A 21,049-nucleotide genomic window follows, 5' to 3' on the forward strand; every position below is an offset into this window, starting at 1 on the left:
GAGGACGACCGATGGCGCGCATCCATCTCGACCGTATCCGCCACGCCTACACGCCGGAACTGGCGAGAGCCGGCACCTACGCGCTCCGCGAGGTCGACCACGTCTTCGAGGACGGCGGCGCCTACGCGCTGCTGGGGCCTTCCGGCTGCGGGAAGACGACACTCCTCAACATCATCTCCGGACTGCTGACGTCGTCCGAGGGCACGATCCGCTTCGGCGACCGCGACGTGACCACCTTGTCGCCGGAAGATCGCAACATCGCACAGGTCTTCCAGTTTCCGGTGATCTACGACACGATGACGGTCGCCGAGAACCTCGCCTTTCCCCTGAAGAACCGGGGCGTCGCGAGAGCCGAGATCGAGCGGCGCGTGTCCGACATGCTGCGCCGCCTCGGGCTGGAGGCCAAGGCGAAGCGCAAGGCGCAGGGGCTGACCGCCGACGAGAAGCAGAAGATCTCGCTCGGCCGCGGACTGGTGCGCTCCGACGTCGCGGCGATCCTCTTCGACGAACCGCTGACCGTCATCGATCCGCACATGAAATGGCAGCTCCGCTCGGAGCTCAAAGCGCTGCACCGCCAGTTCGGCATGACCATGGTCTACGTCACGCACGACCAGACCGAGGCGCTGACCTTCGCCGAGAAAGTCGTGGTGATGACGGAAGGCCAGGTCGTTCAGATCGGCACGCCGGAGGAGCTGTTCGAGCGGCCGCGCCACACCTTCGTCGGCTACTTCATCGGCTCGCCCGGCATGAACGTCATCCCGTGCAAGCTCGAGGGCGGCGAGGCCGTGGTCTCCGGCGCGAGGGTGCCGTTGCCGGCCGGGATCGCGAACGCCGGCGGCGCGGCGCGGACGGAACTCGGCATCCGGCCGGAATTCGTGCAACTGGTGCCGCGCGGCTCCGGCATTCCGGTCCGGATCGACCGGGTCGAGGACGTCGGCTCGGAGCGCATCGTGCGCGCCGACCTCGGCGGCCAGCGCATCGTATCCGTCGTGCCGGAAGGCGAGGCGCTGCCGGCCGAAGCGGACGTCGCCTTCGACGCCCGCGCCCTCAACCTCTACGCCGATTCCTGGCTCGTCGAAACGGAGGCGCGCCGATGAACAAGACGCTGAACAACCGCGCCTGGTTCATGGTGCTGCCGGTCCTGCTGCTCGTCGCCTTCTCGGCGGTGATCCCGCTGATGACGGTGGTGAACTATTCGGTGCAGGACACCTTCGGGAACAACGAGTTCTCCTGGTACGGCATCGGCTGGTTCGCCGAGATCATGACCTCGGACCGCTTCCACGACGCGCTCTGGCGCAACCTCCTGTTCTCCGCGATCATCCTCGCCATCGAGGTGCCGCTCGGCATCATCGTGGCCTTGTCGATGCCGAAGAAGGGCATCTGGGTGCCGGTCTGTCTCGTTCTGATGGCGCTGCCGCTCCTCATCCCGTGGAACGTCGTCGGCACGATCTGGCAGGTGTTCGGGCGCACCGACATCGGGCTGCTCGGCCGGGGCGTGGCGATGCTCGGCATCCCCTACAACTACGTGCAGAACCCGCTCCACGCCTGGATCACGCTGGTGGTGATGGACGTCTGGCACTGGACGAGCCTCGTCGTCCTGCTCTGCTACGCCGGCCTCGTCTCGATCCCCGACGCCTACTACCAGGCGGCGAAGATCGACGGCGCGTCGCGCTGGGCGGTGTTCCGCTTCATCCAGCTTCCGAAGATGGGCCGCGTGCTCCTGATCGCCGTGCTGCTCCGCTTCATGGATAGCTTCATGATCTACACCGAGCCCTTCGTGGTGACGGGCGGCGGACCGGGCAACTCCACGACCTTCCTGTCGATCGACCTCGTGAAGATGGCGGTGGGCCAGTTCGATCTCGGCCCGGCGGCGGCGATGAGCCTGATCTACTTCCTGATCATCCTCCTCCTGTCGTGGGTCTTCTACACCGTGATGACCAATGCCGGCGTCGATCGACCGGCTTCCAAGGGAGACGCCTGAGATGAGCGCCACCCATCCCGCAGCCGCGCCGGGCGCCGCCGTCCTGCCGCCGGCGCTGCATTCGGAGGCGGCGTTCAAGGCGCGCGCCCGCATGGCGACGTCCGGCCGCTTCAAGCGGCGCGCCTTCGTGCCGATCCTCTACATCCTGTTCCTGCTCCTGCCGATCTACTGGCTCGTCAACATGAGCTTCAAGACGAACCAAGAGATCATCGGCGCCTTCACGCTCGTCCCGGCGAACCCGACGCTCGACAACTACCGGACGATCTTCACCGATCCGTCCTGGTACATGGGCTACGTCAATTCGATCACCTACGTCGTGATGAACATGGCGATCTCGGTGGCGGTCGCGCTGCCGGCCGCCTATGCCTTCTCGCGCTACCGCTTCCTTGGCGACAAGCACCTGTTCTTCTGGCTTCTGACCAACCGCATGGCGCCGCCGGCGGTGTTCGCCCTGCCCTTCTTCCAGCTCTACTCGGCCTTCGGCCTGATCGACACGCACATCGCGGTCGCGCTGGCGCACTGCCTGTTCAACGTGCCGCTGGCGGTCTGGATTCTCGAAGGCTTCATGTCCGGCGTGCCAAAGGAGATCGACGAGACAGCCTATATCGACGGCTACTCGTTCCCGCGCTTCTTCTTCCGGATCTTCATGCCGCTGATCGCGAGCGGCATCGGCGTCGCGGCCTTCTTCTGCTTCATGTTCTCCTGGGTCGAGCTCCTGATCGCCCGCACCCTGACCGTGACGGAAGCCAAGCCCATCTCGGCGATCATGACGCGCACCGTGTCGGCCGCCGGCATGGACTGGGGCGTCCTGGCCGCCGCCGGCGTCCTGACGATCATTCCCGGCGCGATCGTGATCTGGTTCGTGCGCAACTACATCGCCAAGGGCTTCGCCCTAGGGAGGGTCTGAGCCATGACACGAACATCCGAGTTCGCCCGCAACACCATCGCCAAGGGCTTCGCCCTCGGGCGGGTTTGAAGGGAGGGTGTGACCATGCCCGACTTTTCCTGGATGGCCTGGACGCTGCCGACCGTCCTGTTCTTCGTCACGATCGCCGCCCTTATCGCGCTGATGGGCGTCTGGGAGGCGATCTCGCCCGGCGGCGGCCCGCGCTTCGGGCTGCTCCGCTTCGAGACGACGCGCGGCGACCGCCTGTTCGTGTCGCTGCTCGGGGCCGCCTTCATCTGCCTCGGCTTCGTGTTCTGGGGCGAGGAGGACGCCAATCTCTGGTACGCCCTCGGCGTCTCGGTCGTCTGGGCGCTGTTCGTCTTCCGCTTCGTCTGAGACGCAAGCGGTTCTACCGGCCACCGCGTCTTCGGCCGACCGACGCGACCCGGCCCGTTCTTTCTTCGGCCATCTGCTCTGGGAGGAGATCTCACATGAAACGACACTGGATGGGCTCGGCCGCCGTTCTGGCGCTGACCCTCGCCGCGGGGCCGGCCTTCGCCGACATGGACGCGGCGAAGAAGTTCCTGGACACCGAGGTCAAGGACCTCTCCACCCTGTCGCGCGCCGACCAGGAGAAGGAGATGCAATGGTACATCGACGCGGCCAAGCCCTTCCAGGGCATGGACATCAAGGTCGTGTCCGAGACGCTGACGACGCATGAATACGAGTCGAAGGTGCTCGCTCCCGCCTTCACCGCCATCACCGGCATCAAGGTGACGCACGACCTGATCGGCGAAGGCGACGTGATCGAGAAGCTCCAGACGCAGATGCAGTCCGGGCAGAACATCTACGACGCCTACGTCAACGACTCGGACCTCATCGGCACCCACTGGCGCTACCAGCAGGTGCGCCCGCTCACCGACTGGATGGAGGGAGAGGGCAAGGACGTGACCTCGCCGACGCTCGACGTCGCCGACTTCATCGGCACGAGCTTCACCACGGCGCCGGACAAGAAGCTCTACCAGCTGCCCGACCAGCAGTTCGCCAACCTCTACTGGTTCCGCTACGACTGGTTCAACGACGCGAAGAACAAGGCCGACTTCAAGGCGAAGTACGGCTACGACCTCGGTGTGCCGGTCAACTGGTCGGCCTACGAGGACATCGCCGCCTTCTTCACCGGTCGCGAGATCGACGGCAAGAAGGTCTACGGCCACATGGACTACGGCAAGAAGGACCCCTCGCTCGGCTGGCGCTTCACCGACGCCTGGCTGTCGATGGCCGGCAACGGCGACAAGGGCCTGCCGAACGGCCTGCCGGTCGACGAATGGGGCATCCGCGTCAACGACAAGTCGCAGCCGGTCGGCTCGTGCGTCGATCGCGGCGGCGACACCAACGGCCCGGCCGCCGTCTACTCGATCCAGAAGTATCTCGACTGGCTGAAGGCCTACGCACCGCCGGCCGCGCAGGGCATGAACTTCTCGGAGTCCGGCCCGGTGCCGGCGCAGGGCGAGGTCGCCCAGCAGATCTTCTGGTACACCGCCTTCACGGCGGACGCCGTGAAGAAGGGCCTGCCGGTGGTGAACGAGGACGGCACGCCGAAGTGGCGCATGGCCCCCTCGCCGCACGGCTCCTACTGGAAGGAGGGCATGAAGCTCGGCTACCAGGACGTCGGTTCCTGGACGCTGATGAAGTCGACGCCGGCCGACCGCGCCAAGGCCGCCTGGCTCTACGCGCAGTTCGTCACCTCGAAGACGGTGGACGTGAAGAAGAGCCATGTCGGCCTGACCTTCGTGCGCGAATCCACCATCCGCGACAAGAGCTTCACGGAGCGCGCCAAGGACCTCGGCGGCCTCGTCGAGTTCTACCGCTCGCCGGCCCGCAAGCAGTGGTCGCCGACCGGCACCAACGTTCCGGACTATCCGAAGCTAGCCCAGCTCTGGTGGCAGGCGATCGGCGACGCGGCGGCCGGCAACAAGACCCCGCAGGAGGCGATGGACTCGCTCTGCGAGGAGCAGGAGAAGGTGATGGCGCGCATCGAGCGCTCCAAGGTCCAGGGCGACAAGGGGCCGATGCTCAACAAGAAGCACGACATGGACTACTGGGTGGCGGAGGCCAAGAAGAACGGCACCCTCGCCCCGCAGCCCAAGCTCGACAACGAGAAGGAGAAGCCGGTCACCATCGGCTACGACGAGCTCGTGAAGAGCTGGGCCGACGCCAACGCCTCGGCCAACGGCGGCGCGACGATGACGCCGGCCTCCGCCCCGGCGCAGTAAGGTCGGGACGCGGCGAAGGGTCGGGAGCGATCCCGGCCCTTTCCATGTGGCGAGCCGCCGACGCCTCTTCCTTCCCTTGGCCGGGAAAGGCTTCGGCGCGAGCCCTTTCAAGCTGGTTTAATTCGGGAACCTCCATGGCCGGATACGTCCTCGCGATCGATCAGGGCACGACGTCGAGCCGCGCCATCGTGTTCGACGAGCGCTTCCGCATCGCGGGCGTCGGGCAGCAGGAGTTCCGGCAGATCTTTCCGCGCTCCGGCTGGGTCGAGCACGACCCGGAGGACATCTGGAATTCCGTCGTCGCGACGGTTCGCACGGCGCTCGCCGGCGCCTCGCTGTCGGCCGCCGACATCGCGGCGATCGGCATCACCAACCAGCGCGAGACCGCGATCGTCTGGGACCGCGCCACCGGCGAGGCGATCCACAACGCCCTGGTCTGGCAGGACCGGCGGACAGCGGACGAGTGCCGCCGCCTCGTCGCGGAGGGTGCGGAGGCGACGATCATCGCGAAGACCGGCCTCGTGGTCGATCCCTATTTCTCGGGCACGAAGATCGCCTGGCTGCTCGACAACGTCGTCGACGCCAGAGCGCGGGCCGAGAAGGGCGAGCTCGCCTTCGGCACGGTGGACACGTTCCTGCTCTGGCGGCTGACCGGCGGCCGCGTCCACGCGACGGATGCGACGAACGCCTCGCGCACGATGCTGTTCGACGTCGACCGCCACGAATGGGACGACGAACTGCTGCGGCTCCTGCGGGTGCCGCGCGCGCTCCTGCCGGAGGTGAAGGACTGCGCCGCGGAGTTCGGCACCACCGACCCATCGCTCTTCGGCGCGGCGATCCCGATCCTCGGCATCGCGGGCGACCAGCACGCCGCGACCCTCGGCCAGGCCTGCTTCCGGCCCGGCATGGCGAAGTCGACCTACGGCACCGGCTGCTTCGCGGTGCTGAACACCGGCACGGAACGGGCGCACTCGAACAACCGCCTCTTGTCCACGGTCGCCTACCGGCTCGACGGCGTCACGACCTATGCGCTGGAAGGCTCGATCTTCGTCGCCGGGGCGGCGGTGCAATGGTTGCGCGACGGCCTCCGAATCATGGAGCGGGCCGAGCAGTCCGGGCCGATGGCGGAGCAGGCGGACGACCGCCAGGACGTCTATCTGGTGCCGGCCTTCGTCGGCCTCGGCGCGCCGCACTGGGACGCGGAGGCGCGCGGCGCGATCTTCGGCATGACGCGCTCCACCGGCCCGAACGAGCTGGCGCGCGCCGCGCTGGAGGCGGTCTGCTTCCAGACCGCCGACCTCCTCGACGCGATGCGGCGCGACTGGCGCGGCAGCGGCGACGTGGTGCTGCGCGTCGACGGGGGCATGGTCGCGAGCGACTGGACGATGCAGCGCCTCGCCGACATCCTCGACAGTCCCGTCGACCGGCCGGTGGTGCTGGAAACCACTGCCCTCGGCGCGGCCTGGCTCGCGGGCCACAAGGCCGGCGTCTGGCCGAGGGAGGAGAACTTCGCCGCGAGCTGGCATCTGGAGCGCCGCTTCGAGCCGCGTATGCCGGCCGTGGAGCGCGGCCGCAAGCTCACCGGTTGGGCGGATGCCGTCAGGCGGACGCTGACCGGCCCTGGCTCGTAAGGCTCAGGCCGGCGGGCCGTTCTTCGCGGCTTCGGGGTCCATCCACATCACTTCCCAGACGTGGCCGTCCGGGTCCTCGAACGAGCGGCCGTACATGAAGCCGTAGTCCTGCACCGGCCCAGGATCCAGCGTGCCGCCGGCTTGGCCCGCCTTCTCGACGATCCCGTCCACTTCGGCGCGGCTGTCGGCCGAAACGCAGATCAGCGCGGCACTGACGCGCCTCGTGTCGGCGATCTCCTTTTTCGTGAAGGTCCGGTAGAAGTCGTGCGCGAGCAGCATCGCGTGGATCGTGTCCGAAAACACCATGCAGGACGCCTGATCGTTGGAGAACTGCGGGTTCTTCGCGGCGCCGACTGCCTCGTAGAAGGCGGTCGAGCGCGCGACGTCAGATACGGGCAGATTGACGAAGATCAGTTTCGCCATGCGTTTCCACCCCACGAACGAACGCGGACTGCCTATTTATTTTGCATCCGCGAATGCGGGAACAAAATAAGCAGATAGCCGCGAATTCACATTAGAACGACGCTAACAGAACAATCCCCCGCGTCAACATGGACGACGTTTCCCGACAGGCCGGACGACGATGTCGCCGCGAACGCAAACAGGAGGAAGCCTTCATGAAGACGCTGCTCGCATCGACCTGTCTCGCCGTCGGCCTCCTTGCGGCCGCGGGTGCCGCTTCCGCCGCCGAATGCGGCGACGTCACCATCGCCAGCATGAACTGGCAGTCGGCGGAGGTGATGTCGAACGTCGACAAGATCATCCTCAGCGAGGGCTACGGCTGCAACGCCGAGATCACCACCGGCGACACGGTGCCGACCATCACGTCCATGGTCGAGAAGGGCGAGCCGGACATCGCGCCGGAAGGCTGGATCGACCTCCTGCCGGACGTGGTGAAGCGCGGTCTCGACGAGGGCAAGATCGTGGAAGCCGCGAAGTCCCTGCCGGACGGCGGCAACCAGGGCTGGTGGATCCCGAAATACGTCGCCGACCAGCATCCCGACCTCAAGACCATCGGCGACGTCCTGAAGCATCCGGACCTCTTCCCGGGGCCGGAGGACAAGTCGAAGGGCGCGATCTACAACGGCCCGCAGGGCTGGGGCGGCACGGTGGTGACGACGCAGCTCTACAAGGCCTTCGACGCCGAGAAGGCCGGCTTCACGCTGGTCGACACAGGCTCGGCCGCCGGTCTCGACGGTTCGATCGCCAAGGCCTACGAGCGCAAAGAGCCCTGGGTCGGCTACTACTGGGCTCCGACCTCGCTCCTCGGCAAGTACGAGATGGTGAAGCTCGACGCCGGCGTTCCCGAGGACGCCGCCGAATGGAAGCGCTGCAACACCGTCGCCGACTGCCCGGACCCGAAGCCGAATTCCTGGCCGGTGGACCGGGTGTTCACGCTGGTCGCCAAGCCCTTCGCCGACAAGGCCGGCCCGGACGTGATGGGCTATCTCGGGAAGCGCGCCTGGTCGAACGACACCGTCAACAAGCTGATGGCCTGGATGACCGACAACCAGGCCACCGGCGAGGACGGCGCGAAGTACTTCTTGAAGAACAACGAGGACCTCTGGACGAAGTGGGTCTCGCCGGAGGCCGCCGAGAAGATCAAGTCCTCGCTCTGACATCCCGCAGGGGACGGCGGATCACGCCTCCGCCGTCCCTCTTGCCAAGCCTCTCGAACTCCCGCAAGCTTCGCTGCGCCGGCGCGGTGCCCCATCGGAAAGGGCTCGATCGATGGACTGGCTTTCCTCGTTCCCGCACATGAACGACGACACGCTGCGCGTCGTGAAGAAGGGCATCGACGACGGGTTCCGCACCTTCACCCGCGCCTACGGCGACGGCATCGAGGCGCTGTTCTCGCCGCTCCAGACCTTCCTGATCTGGGCCGAGCGCCTCCTCACCCAGACGCCCTGGCCGATCGTCCTCCTCGCCATCGCGGCCATCGCCTTCCTCGCCAGCCGCTCCTGGAAGATCACGCTCGGCACCGTCGTGACGCTGCTCCTGATCGGCTGGTTCGACATGTGGACCGACACGATGCGCACGATCTCGATGATCTTCGTGTGCACCGTCATCGCGATCCTCGTCGGCCTGCCGATCGGCATCCTGATGGCGCGCTCCGACCGTCTGCGCGGCGCGGTGAACCCGGTGCTCGACGTGATGCAGACCATGCCGAGCTTCGTCTACCTGATCCCCGTCGTGATGCTGCTCGGCATCGGGCGGGTGCCGGGCGTCATCGCGGTGGTGATCTACGCCATCCCGCCGATGATCCGTCTGACCGACCTCGGCATTCGCCTCGTCGACCGCGACACGCTGGAGGCCGCCGACGCCTTCGGCTCCTCCGGGTGGCAGAAGCTCTGGAAGGTGCAGATGCCGCTGGCGCTTCCCACCATCATGGCCGGCATCAACCAGACGATCATGATGGCGCTCGCCATGGTGGTGATCGCCTCGATGATCGGCGTGCAGGGTCTCGGCCAGCCGGTGCTGAAGGCGATCTCGAACCAGTACTTCACGCTCGGCGTCTTCAACGGCCTCGCGATCGTCGGCATCGCGATCATTTTCGACCGGGTCAGCCAGGCCTACGGCCGGCGGCTCCAGCGGCATCGGGAGACGGTCCATGCCTGAGACGACCGCCCCCTCGATCGAGATCCGCCATCTCTACAAGATCTTCGGCGCGAACGGGCAAGCGCATGTCGAGGCCGTCAAGGCCGGCATGACGAAGGCGGAGCTGAACGCGAAGACCGGTCACGTGCTCGGCCTTCGCGACATCGGCATCGCCATGCCGGGCGGCGCCGTCCAGGTGATCATGGGCCTGTCGGGCTCGGGCAAGTCGACGCTGATCCGCCACGTCAACCGCCTGATCGATCCGACCAGCGGCGAGGTGGTGATCGACGGCACCGACGTCGTGAAGCTGAACCCGAAGGCGCTGCAGGAATTCCGCCGCCACAGGACGGCGATGGTGTTCCAGAAGTTCGCGCTCCTGCCGCACCGCAACGTCCTCGAGAACACGGTCTACGGCCTCGAGATCCAGGGCCTGCCGCGCGCGAAACAGGTTGATGCCGCGATGCGCTGGATCGAGCGCGTCGGGCTGAAGGGTTTCGAGCAGAAATATCCGAACCAGCTTTCCGGCGGCATGCAGCAGCGCGTCGGCCTCGCCCGCGCGCTCGCCAACGACGCGCCGATCCTCCTGATGGACGAGGCCTTCTCGGCGCTCGACCCCTTGATCCGCACCGACATGCAGACGGTGCTGCTCGACATCCAGAAGGACGTTCGCAAGACCATCGTCTTCATCACCCACGACCTCGACGAGGCGCTGCGGCTCGGCGACCGGATCGCGATCCTGCGCGACGGCGAGATGGTGCAGCAGGGCACGCGGCAGGACATCGTGCTCCGGCCCGCCGACGACTACATCGCCGAATTCGTCCGGCACGTGAACCGCGGCCGCGTCATCGCGGTGGAGGGCGTGATGACGCCGGGCCGCGATGCCGTGCCGACCGCCGCCACCGTCGCGGCCGGGACGACGCTGGAAGCGGCGGCCGAAGTGCTGGCGCACTCCACCGAAGACGCGCTCGACGTCGTCGACGGGAGCGGCGAGCGGATCGGCCGCATCACGCTTCGCCAGATCGTCGCCGCGATGGCGACGCCGCACGGGGCGAAGCCCGCGAGCGTCGCACCCACTGAGCCGGACGTCGCCCCCCCGCCGATCGACGACGAGACGCTGCCGCCGCTGGAGAACATCGGCCGCAGCGTTGTGCGCGCCCAGGCTGGCTGACGGGATTTGCGCATTCTCGTGACAGGGGCCGGCGGCTTCGTCGGCCGGCACTTCATGGCGCGCGCGCTGGCCGCCGGGCACGAGGCGGTCACCCTGCCCCGGCGCGCCGACGGCAACGGTTTCTTGCCTGACTGGCCGGACGGCGTGGAAGGCGTCGTCCATCTCGCCGCCCTCAACCCGCGTCGCGGCGACCCGGACGCGCGGAACCTCGTGGCGCTCCGCCGTGCCAATGTCGAGGCGACGCGGGACCTCGCGGGCCGAGCGGCCCGCGCCGGCGTCCGGCGCATGGTCTTCGTCGGCAGCGCGGCCATCCATTCGCCGAATGGCGCGATACCGGTCTCGGAAGCGGATGCGCCCGCGCCGCGGACGCCCTACGCCCTCTCGAAGGCCGAAGCCGAAACGGCCTTCTGGACGGCCTTGGCCGAACATCGCGGCATGACCGAAGGCGTGGTGCTGCGGCCGGTGACGGTGTTCGGGCCGGGCGCGCGGAATCTCACCGCGGCGCTCTCCCGGCTCGCCCGGACGCCGTTCCCACTGCCGCTCGGCGGGCTCGGGGAGCCGCGCTCGCTCGTCTGGGTCGAGAGCCTTTGCGACGCGATCCTCCTCGCGCTCGCCGCCGATGGAGCAGCCGGCGGCACCTTCCTCGTCGCCGACGACGGCCCGCTGGACCCGGCGGAGATCGTCGCGGCGCTGCGCGAAGGCGCGGGCCGGGCCCGGCGCGTGCTGCCCGCGCCAAGCGGCTTGGCGAAGGCCGCGGCCCGGCTCCTCGGCAAAGGGGACGCCTTCGCGACCGCGACGGGCGGGCTCGTCGTCAGCAATGCCCGAGCCCGGAACACGCTCGGCTGGAGGCCGGCGGAAGCGCGGGAAGCGCTGCGGGCGATGGCCGCCACCGGCGACCTCTAGAACCCCCCGTCGATCACGGCGGGCCGCCCTTCCGAGAAGCGCTCGAAGCGGAAGGGCGCAGGGTCGACCACGGGATCGTCGCCCGCGACGATGTCCGCCATCAGCCGCCCGGCCCCGGGTCCGATGCCGAAGCCGTGTCCGGAAAAGCCGGTGGCGACGAAGAAGCCGGAGAGGCTCGGCACGCCGGAGATCACCGGCACCGCGTCCGGCGTCACGTCGATGAGGCCACCCCAGCGCCGCACCTCGCGCGCGCCGGCGAAGGCGGCGTCGGAGGCCCGGAAGGCCGCAAAGGCGTAGTCCAGCAGCTTGCCGTCCGGCTCTGGATCGAGGACGCGCGCGCGCTCGAACGGCGAGACCGCATCGAGCGCCCAGCGCTTCGGCGTCCGCCATTCGTCGAGGAAGCGGCCGGAAAGGCGGAGCTTCAGTCCCTTGCGCTCAGCTCGCAGCGCCGGCAGGAACGGGCGGAACAAGCGGAACGAGTCCGGCACGAGGTCCACCGTCGACAGCCCGCCATGCGCGACGTTGTAGCCGCCGTCCGCGCGGCGACGGAAGGCGAAGTCGGACCCCGCCGCCGATGTGTCCGGCCCGTCCGCGATCGGCGCGGTCCTTAAGACGGAGCCGAGGACCTTGAGCTGCGGCAGGTCGAGACCATGGTTGCCGCAGAACAGCCGCGACCAAGCGCCTCCCGCCAGCACCGCCGCCCGGGCGCGGATGGGTCCGCGCTCCGTCACGACGCCCGACACGCGCCCACCTTCCGTCTCGACCCCACGCACCGCGCAATCCGTCAGGACGGTGCCGCCGGCACTCGCGAAGGCCGCCGCGATGGCGGGCGCCGCCCGCGCCGGCTCGGCGCGCCCGTCGCTCGCCGTGTAGAGCGCCCCCGCGACCGGACGTTTCAGTCCCGGCAGCAGCGCCCGCACCTCGTCCGCACCGATGAGCCGCGAGCCGATCTGGTGCAGCCTCGAATGCTCGAGCCAGGGCTCGTACCGGTCCATCTCGGCTTTCGTCTCGCAGAGATAGAGGATGCCGCAGGCGCGAAACCCCGTGTCGCCGCCCGTCAGTTCGTCCATCCGCCGCCAGAGCCGCAGCGATTCCTGGATCAGCGGGATTTCGCGGTGGTCGCGCCCCATCGCCCGGCACCAGCCCCAGTTCCGGCTCGACTGCTCGCCGGCGATCCGCCCCTTCTCGCAGAGGACGACGCGCAGACCCTTGCGGCGCAGGAAGAAGGCGGTGGAAACGCCCGCGATGCCGCCGCCGATCACGACGACGTCCGCCTCCGCGGGCATGGCGGGGTGGCTTTCGACGGGATCGACATCGGGAGACATGGTGCCGATCTACTGCATCGGCCGGCGGAATCGAAGGGGCGGCGCGCGAACCGGCTTGCATTGCGCCGGCCAGCGTGATGCGGAGGAACCGCACCGGAAGACCAACCGCCTCATGCCGCATCCCGCCGGCGGAGCGGCACCGCTCCCCTGGCGGCGCTGGCTCGCGCTCCTCGTCCTTTCCGCCGCCTTCGCCGGCCTTCTCGAACTCGCCGGGCTGCCGGCGGCGCTGCTGCTCGGGCCGATGCTGGTGGGCATCATCGTGTCGACGACCGGCCGGCCGCTGCGCGTGCCGAATCTCCCCTTCACGGCGGCGCAGGCGCTGATCGGCTGCCTGATCGCCGCCTCGATCACGCCCGGCATCCTGGCGACGGTCGCGGCGGAATGGCCGCTCTTCGTCGGTGTCACCGCCTCGACGATCCTCGTCAGCGCCCTCATCGGCTACGCGCTCGCCCGCTGGCAGGTCCTACCCGGCACGGTCGCGGTCTGGGGCTCATCGCCGGGCGCGGCGAGCGCGATGGTGATCATGGCGCAGGCCTATGGTGCGGATGCGCGCCTCGTCGCGGTGATGACCTATACGCGCGTCGTCGCCGTTTCGGTGGTGGCGTCGGTCCTGTCGCTGCTGTTCGCGGGTCCGAGTTCAGCGCCCTCACCAGGGCCATCCGCCCTCTTCCCGATCGATCCGGCGCATCTCGCCGGCGTTCTCGCGGTCGCCGCGGCAGGCGTCGTGCTGGGCCGGCTGGCGCGCCTGCCCGCCGGCGGGCTCGTCGGTCCGATGCTCGTCGGCGCGGGACTGAACGTCGCCGGGGTGTTCGATCCGCATCCGCCGCAGGTCCTGCTCGGCCTCGCCTATGCCGTGGTCGGCTGGCGCATCGGCCTGAACTTCACGCGCGAGACGGTGGCGGCCGCGGCGAAGGCCCTGCCGCGCATCCTCCTCGCGATGCTGCTCCTCATCGCCTTCTGCGGCGGACTGGCGCTGCTGCTCGTCCGTTTCGGCGGCATCGAGCCCGTCACCGCCTATCTCGCGACGAGCCCGGGCGGCATGGATTCCGTCGCGATCATCGCGGCGAACTCCAACGTCGACCGCCCCTTCGTGATGGCGTTGCAGGCGTTGCGCTTCTTCGCCGTTCTCGCCGGCGGACCGGCGCTGGCGCGCTTCGTCGCCAAGCGCCACCTGGCGCGCGAAAAGCGCCGAGAGACGGTCAGTCCACCGCCACCATGACGTCCGACGCCTTCACCACGGCATAGGCTTCCTTCCCGGCCGCAAGCCCAAGTTCGTCCACCGCCTGATTGGTGATCGAGGCGGTGACGATCGTGCCGCCGACATCAATGCGGACATGCGCCGTCGTCGCGCCCTTCTCCACCGCGACCACGGTGCCCTTCAACTGGTTGCGTGCGCTGATCCGCATCCGGCGTCTCCTCGTGTTGCTGGCAAAGCCCCGTAGCGCGGTTGGGGCCGCCGACGCAATCCGCAGGTTTCGCTTGGATATCACGCTTCCCGAACCGCTCCTGCCGCTATATCTCCTCGGACATTCCGCTTCTCGAACCGTTCGGAGCCGCCCTCGATGTTCTCGCGCAGATCGCTGATCGGATGCTGCCTCGCGCTTGCCGCCCTCGCAGGCCTGGGACTCGGCACGGTTCCCGCAGCCGAGGCCCAGGAGAAGGGGCCGGTGGTCTTCGCGGCGGCGAGCCTGAAGAACGCGCTCGACGACATCAACGCCGCCTGGAAGGCGGAAACCGGCAAGTCGGCGACGATTTCCTACGCCGCGTCCTCCGCTCTCGCGAAGCAGATCGAATCCGGCGCGCCCGCCGACGTGTTCTTCTCCGCCGACCTCGACTGGATGGACGCGCTCGCGAAGAAGGACCTGATCAAGGCCGACACCCGCAGGCAGCTTCTCGGCAACTCGATCGTGCTCGTCGGTCCAGCGGACGCCGCCGGCTCGATCGAGATCGCCAAGGGCTTTCCGCTGGCCGAGAAGCTCGGCGACGGCAAGCTCGCCATGGCCAGCGTCGACTCCGTGCCGGCCGGCAAGTACGGCAAGGCGGCGCTCCAGTCGCTCGGGGTCTGGGACGCGGTTTCACCGAAGGTCGCGCAGGCCGAGAACGTCCGCGCCGCGCTGCTCCTCGTCTCGCGCGGCGAAGCGCCGCTCGGCATTGTCTACAAGACCGACGCGGCGGCGGACAAGAACGTCAAGGTCGTCGGCACCTTCCCGGCCGACACGCACCCAGCCATCGTCTATCCGGTGGCGCTCACCGCTTCCGCGAAGGGCGATGACGCGGCCGCCTTCCTGCGCTACATCGAAGGCGACAAGGCGAAGGCGCTGTTCGAGCGGCAGGGCTTCACGGTCTTGCGCTGAGCGCCCGCCGACACCACCGGAAACGAGGATGGCTTGGAGTGGCTGACTCCTAGTCCCGAGGAATGGGTCGCCATCCGTCTGTCGATCCGCGTCTCGCTCGTCGCGATGGCGGGCAGCCTCGTGCCTGGCGTCGCGGTGGCGCTGCTCCTCGTGCGCGGCCGGTTTCCCGGCCGCTCGCTCCTCAACGGCCTCGTCCACCTGCCGCTGGTGCTGCCGCCGGTGGTGACGGGATACGTGCTCCTCCTCCTGTTCGGGCGACGCGGGCCGCTCGGCGCCTTCCTCGCCGAGCATTTCGGCCTCGTCTTCTCGTTCCGCTGGACGGGTGCGGCGCTCGCCTGCGCCGTGATGGGCTTTCCGCTGCTGGTGCGCGCCGTGCGCCTGTCGATCGAGGCGGTGGACCGGCGGCTGGAGGAGGCCGCCGGCACGCTCGGCGCGTCGCCGCTTTTCGTCTTCGCCACCGTCACCCTGCCGCTGATCCTGCCGGGCGTGGTGGCGGGCATGATCCTCACCTTCGCCAAGGCGATGGGCGAGTTCGGCGCGACGATCACCTTCGTTTCCGCGATCCCGGGCGAGACGCAGACGCTGCCCGCCGCGATCTACGCCTTCACGCAGGTGCCCGGCGGCGATACCGGCGCGTTGCGCCTCACCCTCGTCTCGGTCGCGATCTCGATGGCGGCGCTGCTCGGCTCCGAGGTGCTCGCAGCGCGCGTCGGGCGCCGGGCGCACGCGACGTGACGATCGCGGTCGACGTCGCCAAACGCCTCGGCGCGTTCGAACTGCGGGCGGCGTTCCGGAGCGGGGAACGGCTCGCGGCGCTCTTCGGCCCGTCCGGTTCCGGCAAGACGACGCTGGTTCACCTCGTCGCGGGGCTCGCCCGGCCGGACGCGGGGCGCATCGCGGTCGGGGACACGGTGCTCTTCGACAGTGCGGCGGGGATCGACGTGCCGCGCCACCGCCGGCGGATCGGCTACGTCTTCCAGGACGCGCGGCTGTTCCCACACCTCAGCGTCCGCTCCAACCTCCTCTACGGGCGCTGGTTCACCCGCGCGACGGAGGGCGAGCCGAACCTCGACAGCGTCGTCGCGCTGCTCGGGATTACGCATCTCCTTGGCCGGCGGCCGGGGGCGCTGTCGGGCGGCGAGCGCCAGCGGGTCGCGATCGGCCGCGCGCTGCTCGCTCGCCCGCGTCTGCTCCTCATGGACGAGCCGCTCAGCGCCCTCGACGAAGCGCGGAAAGCCGAGATCATCCCCTATATCGAGCGCCTGCGGGACGAGGCGGGCATCCCGATCCTCTATGTCAGCCATTCGCTCGGCGAAGTGGCGCGGCTCGCCGCCGACATGGTCGTTCTCGATGCCGGCCGCGTCGTCGCGCAAGGCGAACCGCTCGCCGTCGCGCGGCGTCTCGATCTCCTGCCGGCCGCGGCGGAAGTCGAGCCCGGTCGCTTCCTCGACGTCGTCGCCACGCGCCGCGACGAGCGCTACGGTCTGACCACACTCGTCCTGGAAGGCGGCGAGATCGTCGTGCCGGACCTTGACCTGTCGCTCGGGCAGTCCGTTCGCCTGCGCGTCCGCGCCCGGGACGTCATGCTGGCGCTGGAGCGGCCTGTCGGCGTCAGCGCGCTGAACGTCCTCGCGGCGAGCGTCGGGACGGCGCGCCCGGACGGCCTGTCGGGCATGGAGGTCTCGCTCGACTGCGGCGGGCAGGAACTCCTGGCCCGCATCACGCGCCGGTCCTTCGACGAGCTGCGGCTCGCGCCCGGCATGGCGGTCTTCGCGGTGCTGAAATCCGTGTCCTTCGACCGGCGCTTCGGCGAAGACGCGGACGCTCGCCCCGTTGCGCCGACCGGCGGGTCGCCTTGACCGCGGGCCGCTGCCGGAGGATCGTCCGGCAAAGGAGCGACGGATGACGCCGCGGATCACGCTTCGCTTCGATTTTCCGAACGGCCGCCGCCTCGGGCACGGCAAGGTCTCGCTCCTGGAAGCGATCGGTCGGCACGGCTCGATCGCCGCGGCCGGCCGCGAGTTCGGCATGTCCTACCGGCGCGCCTGGCTGCTGGTCGACGAGGTGAACCACATGTTCGAGGCCCCGCTCGTATCGGCGCGAGGTGGCGGCGCGGGTGGCGGCGGCGCGCAGTTGACCGAGCTCGGAGCCAAGGTCGTCGCGCTCTATCGCGAGGCGGAGCGCAAGGCCACGGCGTCGGCGAAGGAGGAGATCGGGCGGATCGCGGCGGCGCTCGCCGGGGACTGAGCTCAGGCCGAGGCGGCGATGCGCGTCAGGAGATCGGTATACGAGCACGGCTTCATCACGAAGCCGAGCGGACGGCAGTCGGCGGCGACCTTGCGGGTCTTGGCGTCGAGATTGCCGCTGACGAAGAGCGACGGCACGTCGAGGCGCTCGCGCAGCCGGCGGGCGGTCTCGATGCCGTTGGTGCCGCGAGCGAGGTTGACGTCCATGATCGCGAGATCGGGCCGGAAGGCTTCGGCGAGTTCCATCGCCTGATGCATGTCCGCCGCGACGCCGACCACCTCGTGGCCCGCCGAGATCAGCACATCCTCGATGTCGAGGGCGATCAGCAACTCGTCCTCGACGATCAGGACGCGCTTCGCCTTCACGCCACCATCTCCGAACCGATGCCACGGCAGGACGAGGAGCCGCTGGCAACGAGCCGAGCGGATCGGAACTGAATGTCGATGTCGATCATCGATACGCTCACCCGGTTTTACCCCGCGCATAGGCAACGCTTGGTCGCCCGCTCGCATTCCGGATGCCCCTCGTTGTCACGCCACACACCCGTTTTGCTTAAGAGAACACGTTTCCAGTGAGCAATCCGTAACTCCGCAACGACATTCACGTAGCAAGGTTCCGCGCCTCGACGAAAAAAGTTCGAGCAGGTGACGAATTGCCTCCGGCAGGTTTCGCCGGGCCCAGCGGATCGCGAGTTCGAGAAGTGTTCCCTGCGATTGCCGCTGGCGTCGATTGCCGCTAAACGCGACGCGTCACCCGCATGTTTCCAGAGGATCGTCATGGCGGACGCGGAGCCGGCTACGAGCGGTGAACGGCAGGCGAGCCTTCTCGCCGAGGCCCTGCCCTTCATGCAGGCCTACGAAAACAAGACGGTGGTCGTGAAGTACGGCGGCCACGCCATGGGCAATCCGGCGCTCGGTCGGGCCTTCGCGCGCGACATCGCGCTTCTGAAGCAGTCCGGCATCAACCCGATCGTCGTACACGGCGGCGGCCCGCAGATCGGCGCGATGCTCGACAAGCTCGGCATCGAGTCGCGCTTCGAGCACGGCCTGCGCGTCACCGACCAGCGGACGGTGGAGGTGGTCGAGATGGTTCTCGCCGGCTCGATCAACAAGGAGATCGTCGCCCTCATCAACGCCGAAGGCGAATGGGCGATCGGGCTTTGCGGCAAGGACGGCAACATGGTTTTCGCCGAAAGGGCGCGGAAGACCGTGACCGATCCCGATTCCAACATCGAGCGCGTCCTCGACCTCGGCTTCGTCGGCGAACCGGTGGAGGTCGACCGGACGCTCCTCGACCTTCTTGCCCGCTCCGAGATGATCCCGGTGATCGCACCGGTCGCGCCCGGCCGCGACGGCGCCACCTACAACATCAACGCCGACACCTTCGCCGGCGCGATCGCCGGGGCGCTCGCCGCCTCGCGGCTCCTGTTCCTCACCGACGTGCCGGGCGTCCTCGACCGCGACAAGCGGCTGATCAAGGAGCTGACGGTATCGGAAGCGCGCGCGCTGATCCGCGACGGCACGATCTCGGGCGGCATGATCCCGAAGGTCGAGACCTGCATCGAGGCGCTGGAGCGCGGCGTCGAGGGCGTCGTGATCCTCAACGGCAAGGTGCTGCATGCCGTCCTGCTCGAACTCCTCACCGAGCACGGCGCCGGCACGCTGATCGTGCCGTGACGGAGGGGGAGGCCGAGATCGGCCGCACGCACGAGGCCCGGCCCGTCGATTTCGCCGGGGTCGAAACCTGGATCTTCGACCTCGACAACACGCTCTATCCGCGCCGCATCGACCTGTTTGCGCAGATCGACGCGCGGATGACCGCCTTCGTGGCCGACTTCCTGAAGGTTCCGCGGGAGGAAGCGCGCGCGCTGCAGAAAAGCTTCTACCGCGAGCACGGTACGACGCTGCGCGGGCTGATGACGCTCCACGACGTCGACCCCGACGCGTTCCTGCGCTTCGTCCACGACATCGACTATTCGGGCATTCCCGCCGATCCCGCGCTCGGAGACGAAATCAAGGCCCTGCCCGGCCGCAAGTTCATCTTCACCAACGGCGACCGCGGCCATGCCGAGCGAACGGCGCGTGCGCTCGGCATCCTCAACCATTTCGAGGATATCTTCGACATCGTCGCGGCCAAGCTCAATCCGAAACCGGCGCAGGCGACGTACGAGGCTTTCGTCGCCGCCTTCGGCATCGCGCCGGAGCGAGCGGCGATGTTCGAGGACTTGGCGCGCAATCTCGAAGCGCCGAAGCGGCTCGGCATGCGCACCGTGCTAATCGTGCCGCCCCCGCTCGAAGCCGACATCGCCGAAGCCTGGGAGCGGCAGGGCCGTGAGGGCGACCACATCGACTTCGTCACCGACGACCTCGCCGAGTTCCTGCGGCGGATCGAACGGTAGCGGCTAGTTTCCGAGCAGCGAGCGGCCGCGGCGGACCAGCCCGCCGGCGCGTCGGGCTCCGGCGGCCGCGTGAGCGCCGGCTTGCCGGCCGCCTCGCGTATTCTGCGCGAATACCGCGTCCTGCTGCGTGTCGCCGGGCGCAGTACCGCCGCCGAGCGCCTGCCGGCGGTCGCGTCCGTCCCGGTCGTCGAGATCCGCCGGTCCTCGGGTTCGGCCGTCGTTCTCGATCGTCTGCGGCACGTCCATCTGCTGCTGCCGGCGCATCAGTTCCGAATCGGTATCCGTCATCGTCCTTGTCCTTCGCGGCGCGTGCCGCGATGTCGTGATCCCTCACCGATTCAACCGGGGAGACGCATGACGGTTCCGCGACGGCGCTCAGAACCCGTAGAAGCCGCGGATCGCCGCCCAGCCGTCCTCCGCCCTGTCGACGAAGGTGATGAGGTCGAGATCGTCCGGCGCGATCGTCCCCTCCCCGGCCAGGAAATCGAGGTCGAGCACGCGGCGCCAGAACTCCGTGCCGAACAGGATCACCGGCATCCGCGCCATGCGGCCGGTCTGGATCAGGGTCAGGCCCTCGAACAGCTCGTCCATCGTGCCGAAGCCACCGGGGAAGATCGCCATCGCCTTGGCGCGAAGGAGGAAATGCATCTTGCGGATCGCGAAATAGTGGAAGTTGAAGGTGAGCTCCGGCGTGACGTAGGGGTTCGGCATCTGCTCGTGCGGCAGGGTGATATTGAGCGCGACCGACACCGCCCCAACATCCCCCGCGCCGCGGTTGCCGGCCTCCATCACGCCCGGTCCGCCGCCGGTGACGATGACGTATTCCTTGCCGCCGGACGTGTTCGCCGAATGCTGCGAGGCGAGCCGCGCGAAGCGCCGGGCCTCGTCGTAGTAGACGGCGTTGGCCTCCAGCCGCGCCTTCTGGCCGGGATTGCGCGCCGCCCAGGCCGCCTTGCCCGGCTCCGGAATGCGCGCGCCGCCGAAGAGCACGATCGTCGACAGGATGCCGGCTTCGGTGAGAGCGAGTTCCGGCTTCATCAGTTCGAGTTGCAGCCGGACGCCGCGCGTCGCGTCGCTGGTCAGGAAGTCCGGGTCGTCGTAGGCGAGGCGGTAGGTCGGCGAGCGAGTCTGCGGCGTGTCGGGTTTGGCGCGCGCCGCCTCCCGCCCCTCCTCGGAAGACGGAAGCGGATCGAATGATCCATCATCGTGCCGGTCCGCCGCTTCCCGCTCCGCCATATCCCGCTCTCCTCCGATTGACGCCCGAGAGGCCCTTTCATACTGGAAG

The 21,049-nt window shown here is 68.6% G+C and carries 23 protein-coding genes; 17 read left to right on the plus strand and 6 right to left on the minus strand.

Features of this window, described 5'->3' with window-relative positions; all coding sequences use genetic code 11:
- Positions 1–11: 11 nt before the first annotated feature.
- The 6 genes from F6X38_RS00725 (at position 12) to glpK (ending at position 6,771) form a co-directional block, all read left to right on the plus strand.
- Positions 12–1,097, plus strand: coding sequence for an ABC transporter ATP-binding protein (locus F6X38_RS00725; RefSeq protein WP_150967622.1), 1,086 nt, complete (start codon positions 12–14; stop codon positions 1,095–1,097).
- Complete coding sequence (locus F6X38_RS00730; protein ID WP_150967623.1) at positions 1,094–1,981, plus strand: carbohydrate ABC transporter permease; 888 nt, start codon at positions 1,094–1,096, stop codon at positions 1,979–1,981. Before F6X38_RS00725 ends, F6X38_RS00730 begins: the two co-directional genes overlap by 4 nt.
- Positions 1,982–2,072: 91 nt before the next feature.
- A complete protein-coding gene (locus F6X38_RS00735) occupies positions 2,073–2,888 on the plus strand; it encodes a carbohydrate ABC transporter permease (RefSeq protein WP_150967966.1) in 816 nt (271 codons plus the stop codon).
- An 84-nt stretch (positions 2,889–2,972) separates the two neighbouring features.
- Positions 2,973–3,263, plus strand: a complete 291-nt coding sequence (locus F6X38_RS00740; protein WP_150967624.1) for a DUF2160 domain-containing protein — start codon at positions 2,973–2,975, stop codon at positions 3,261–3,263.
- Positions 3,264–3,358: 95 nt separating this feature from the next.
- Positions 3,359–5,140 (plus strand): ABC transporter substrate-binding protein, encoded by a 1,782-nt coding sequence (locus tag F6X38_RS00745; protein WP_150967625.1) that lies wholly within the window; start codon positions 3,359–3,361, stop codon positions 5,138–5,140.
- A gap of 134 nt (positions 5,141–5,274) precedes the next feature.
- Positions 5,275–6,771, plus strand: coding sequence for a glycerol kinase GlpK (gene glpK, locus F6X38_RS00750; protein ID WP_150967626.1), 1,497 nt, complete (start codon positions 5,275–5,277; stop codon positions 6,769–6,771).
- Between the two features lie 3 nt (positions 6,772–6,774).
- Here glpK and F6X38_RS00755 read toward each other — a convergent pair whose 3' ends face one another.
- Positions 6,775–7,194, minus strand: coding sequence for a VOC family protein (locus tag F6X38_RS00755; RefSeq protein ID WP_150967627.1), 420 nt, complete (start codon positions 7,192–7,194; stop codon positions 6,775–6,777).
- Between the two features lie 194 nt (positions 7,195–7,388).
- Between F6X38_RS00755 and F6X38_RS00760 the strand changes: the two genes are divergently transcribed.
- The 4 genes from F6X38_RS00760 (at position 7,389) to F6X38_RS00775 (ending at position 11,440) form a co-directional block, all read left to right on the plus strand.
- Positions 7,389–8,390 carry an ABC transporter substrate-binding protein gene (locus tag F6X38_RS00760; protein ID WP_150967628.1) on the plus strand — a complete coding sequence of 334 codons (1,002 nt, stop codon included), beginning with the start codon at positions 7,389–7,391 and terminating at the stop codon, positions 8,388–8,390.
- Positions 8,391–8,502: 112 nt separating this feature from the next.
- A complete protein-coding gene (locus tag F6X38_RS00765) occupies positions 8,503–9,390 on the plus strand; it encodes an ABC transporter permease (protein WP_150967629.1) in 888 nt (295 codons plus the stop codon).
- Positions 9,383–10,537, plus strand: coding sequence for a quaternary amine ABC transporter ATP-binding protein (locus tag F6X38_RS00770; RefSeq protein ID WP_150967630.1), 1,155 nt, complete (start codon positions 9,383–9,385; stop codon positions 10,535–10,537). Before F6X38_RS00765 ends, F6X38_RS00770 begins: the two co-directional genes overlap by 8 nt.
- A 6-nt stretch (positions 10,538–10,543) precedes the next feature.
- On the plus strand, positions 10,544–11,440 hold the full coding sequence (locus F6X38_RS00775; protein ID WP_161992572.1) for an NAD-dependent epimerase/dehydratase family protein: 897 nt from the start codon (positions 10,544–10,546) through the stop codon (positions 11,438–11,440).
- Here F6X38_RS00775 and F6X38_RS00780 read toward each other — a convergent pair.
- A complete protein-coding gene (locus tag F6X38_RS00780; protein ID WP_150967632.1) occupies positions 11,437–12,765 on the minus strand; it encodes an NAD(P)/FAD-dependent oxidoreductase in 1,329 nt (442 codons plus the stop codon). The two genes, F6X38_RS00775 and F6X38_RS00780, sit on opposite strands and share 4 nt — an antisense overlap.
- A gap of 112 nt (positions 12,766–12,877) precedes the next feature.
- On the opposite strand from F6X38_RS00780, the gene F6X38_RS00785 reads away from it, so the two are divergent.
- Positions 12,878–13,984 (plus strand): AbrB family transcriptional regulator, encoded by a 1,107-nt coding sequence (locus F6X38_RS00785; RefSeq protein WP_150967633.1) that lies wholly within the window; start codon positions 12,878–12,880, stop codon positions 13,982–13,984.
- On the opposite strand, the gene F6X38_RS00790 is transcribed toward F6X38_RS00785, so the two are convergent.
- Positions 13,965–14,171: a TOBE domain-containing protein gene (locus F6X38_RS00790; protein ID WP_150967634.1), complete on the minus strand. Its 207-nt coding sequence runs from the start codon at positions 14,169–14,171 to the stop codon at positions 13,965–13,967. The two genes, F6X38_RS00785 and F6X38_RS00790, sit on opposite strands and share 20 nt — an antisense overlap.
- A 156-nt stretch (positions 14,172–14,327) precedes the next feature.
- On the opposite strand from F6X38_RS00790, the gene modA reads away from it, so the two are divergent.
- Genes modA through F6X38_RS00810 form a run of 4 tightly spaced genes read left to right on the plus strand, consistent with a single transcriptional unit; the run spans position 14,328 to position 17,366 of the window.
- A complete protein-coding gene (gene modA / locus F6X38_RS00795; RefSeq protein ID WP_150967635.1) occupies positions 14,328–15,119 on the plus strand; it encodes a molybdate ABC transporter substrate-binding protein in 792 nt (263 codons plus the stop codon).
- A gap of 33 nt (positions 15,120–15,152) precedes the next feature.
- Positions 15,153–15,854 (plus strand): molybdate ABC transporter permease subunit, encoded by a 702-nt coding sequence (gene modB, locus F6X38_RS00800; protein WP_150967636.1) that lies wholly within the window; start codon positions 15,153–15,155, stop codon positions 15,852–15,854.
- A complete protein-coding gene (gene modC / locus F6X38_RS00805) occupies positions 15,851–16,978 on the plus strand; it encodes a molybdenum ABC transporter ATP-binding protein (RefSeq protein WP_150967637.1) in 1,128 nt (375 codons plus the stop codon). The genes modB and modC overlap by 4 nt, the downstream gene beginning before the upstream one ends.
- A 43-nt stretch (positions 16,979–17,021) precedes the next feature.
- Positions 17,022–17,366, plus strand: coding sequence for a winged helix-turn-helix domain-containing protein (locus F6X38_RS00810; protein WP_150967638.1), 345 nt, complete (start codon positions 17,022–17,024; stop codon positions 17,364–17,366).
- A gap of 2 nt (positions 17,367–17,368) precedes the next feature.
- Here F6X38_RS00810 and F6X38_RS00815 read toward each other — a convergent pair whose 3' ends face one another.
- Positions 17,369–17,731 (minus strand): response regulator, encoded by a 363-nt coding sequence (locus tag F6X38_RS00815; RefSeq protein WP_161992573.1) that lies wholly within the window; start codon positions 17,729–17,731, stop codon positions 17,369–17,371.
- Positions 17,732–18,142: 411 nt separating this feature from the next.
- On the opposite strand from F6X38_RS00815, the gene argB reads away from it, so the two are divergent.
- Together argB and F6X38_RS00825 are read left to right on the plus strand one after the other, a co-directional pair.
- Positions 18,143–19,042, plus strand: coding sequence for an acetylglutamate kinase (argB, locus tag F6X38_RS00820; protein ID WP_150967640.1), 900 nt, complete (start codon positions 18,143–18,145; stop codon positions 19,040–19,042).
- Positions 19,039–19,764, plus strand: coding sequence for a pyrimidine 5'-nucleotidase (locus F6X38_RS00825; RefSeq protein WP_150967641.1), 726 nt, complete (start codon positions 19,039–19,041; stop codon positions 19,762–19,764). The genes argB and F6X38_RS00825 overlap by 4 nt, the downstream gene beginning before the upstream one ends.
- Before the next feature lie 3 nt (positions 19,765–19,767).
- Here F6X38_RS00825 and F6X38_RS00830 read toward each other — a convergent pair whose 3' ends face one another.
- Positions 19,768–20,052, minus strand: a complete 285-nt coding sequence (locus tag F6X38_RS00830) for a hypothetical protein (RefSeq protein WP_150967642.1) — start codon at positions 20,050–20,052, stop codon at positions 19,768–19,770.
- A gap of 87 nt (positions 20,053–20,139) precedes the next feature.
- The gene (locus tag F6X38_RS00835; protein WP_150967643.1) at positions 20,140–21,000 is read right to left on the minus strand and encodes an LOG family protein; all 861 of its coding nucleotides are present in this window, start codon (positions 20,998–21,000) and stop codon (positions 20,140–20,142) included.
- Positions 21,001–21,049 lie beyond the last annotated feature (49 nt).

The organism is Plantimonas leprariae (genome assembly GCF_008802405.1).
GTDB classification, from domain to species: Bacteria; Pseudomonadota; Alphaproteobacteria; order Rhizobiales; family Rhizobiaceae; genus Plantimonas; species Plantimonas leprariae.

Coding starts and splice junctions, on each gene's coding strand:
- F6X38_RS00725 (WP_150967622.1), top strand. CDS start 12: ATGGCGCGCATCCATCTCGACCGTATCCGCCACGCCTACACGCCGGAA.
- F6X38_RS00730 (WP_150967623.1), top strand. CDS start 1,094: ATGAACAAGACGCTGAACAACCGCGCCTGGTTCATGGTGCTGCCGGTC.
- F6X38_RS00735 (WP_150967966.1), top strand. CDS start 2,073: ATGGCGACGTCCGGCCGCTTCAAGCGGCGCGCCTTCGTGCCGATCCTC.
- F6X38_RS00740 (WP_150967624.1), top strand. CDS start 2,973: ATGCCCGACTTTTCCTGGATGGCCTGGACGCTGCCGACCGTCCTGTTC.
- F6X38_RS00745 (WP_150967625.1), top strand. CDS start 3,359: ATGAAACGACACTGGATGGGCTCGGCCGCCGTTCTGGCGCTGACCCTC.
- glpK (WP_150967626.1), top strand. CDS start 5,275: ATGGCCGGATACGTCCTCGCGATCGATCAGGGCACGACGTCGAGCCGC.
- F6X38_RS00755 (WP_150967627.1), bottom strand. CDS start 7,194: ATGGCGAAACTGATCTTCGTCAATCTGCCCGTATCTGACGTCGCGCGC.
- F6X38_RS00760 (WP_150967628.1), top strand. CDS start 7,389: ATGAAGACGCTGCTCGCATCGACCTGTCTCGCCGTCGGCCTCCTTGCG.
- F6X38_RS00765 (WP_150967629.1), top strand. CDS start 8,503: ATGGACTGGCTTTCCTCGTTCCCGCACATGAACGACGACACGCTGCGC.
- F6X38_RS00770 (WP_150967630.1), top strand. CDS start 9,383: ATGCCTGAGACGACCGCCCCCTCGATCGAGATCCGCCATCTCTACAAG.
- F6X38_RS00780 (WP_150967632.1), bottom strand. CDS start 12,765: ATGTCTCCCGATGTCGATCCCGTCGAAAGCCACCCCGCCATGCCCGCG.
- F6X38_RS00785 (WP_150967633.1), top strand. CDS start 12,878: ATGCCGCATCCCGCCGGCGGAGCGGCACCGCTCCCCTGGCGGCGCTGG.
- F6X38_RS00790 (WP_150967634.1), bottom strand. CDS start 14,171: ATGCGGATCAGCGCACGCAACCAGTTGAAGGGCACCGTGGTCGCGGTG.
- modA (WP_150967635.1), top strand. CDS start 14,328: ATGTTCTCGCGCAGATCGCTGATCGGATGCTGCCTCGCGCTTGCCGCC.
- F6X38_RS00810 (WP_150967638.1), top strand. CDS start 17,022: ATGACGCCGCGGATCACGCTTCGCTTCGATTTTCCGAACGGCCGCCGC.
- argB (WP_150967640.1), top strand. CDS start 18,143: ATGGCGGACGCGGAGCCGGCTACGAGCGGTGAACGGCAGGCGAGCCTT.
- F6X38_RS00830 (WP_150967642.1), bottom strand. CDS start 20,052: ATGACGGATACCGATTCGGAACTGATGCGCCGGCAGCAGCAGATGGAC.
- F6X38_RS00835 (WP_150967643.1), bottom strand. CDS start 21,000: ATGGCGGAGCGGGAAGCGGCGGACCGGCACGATGATGGATCATTCGAT.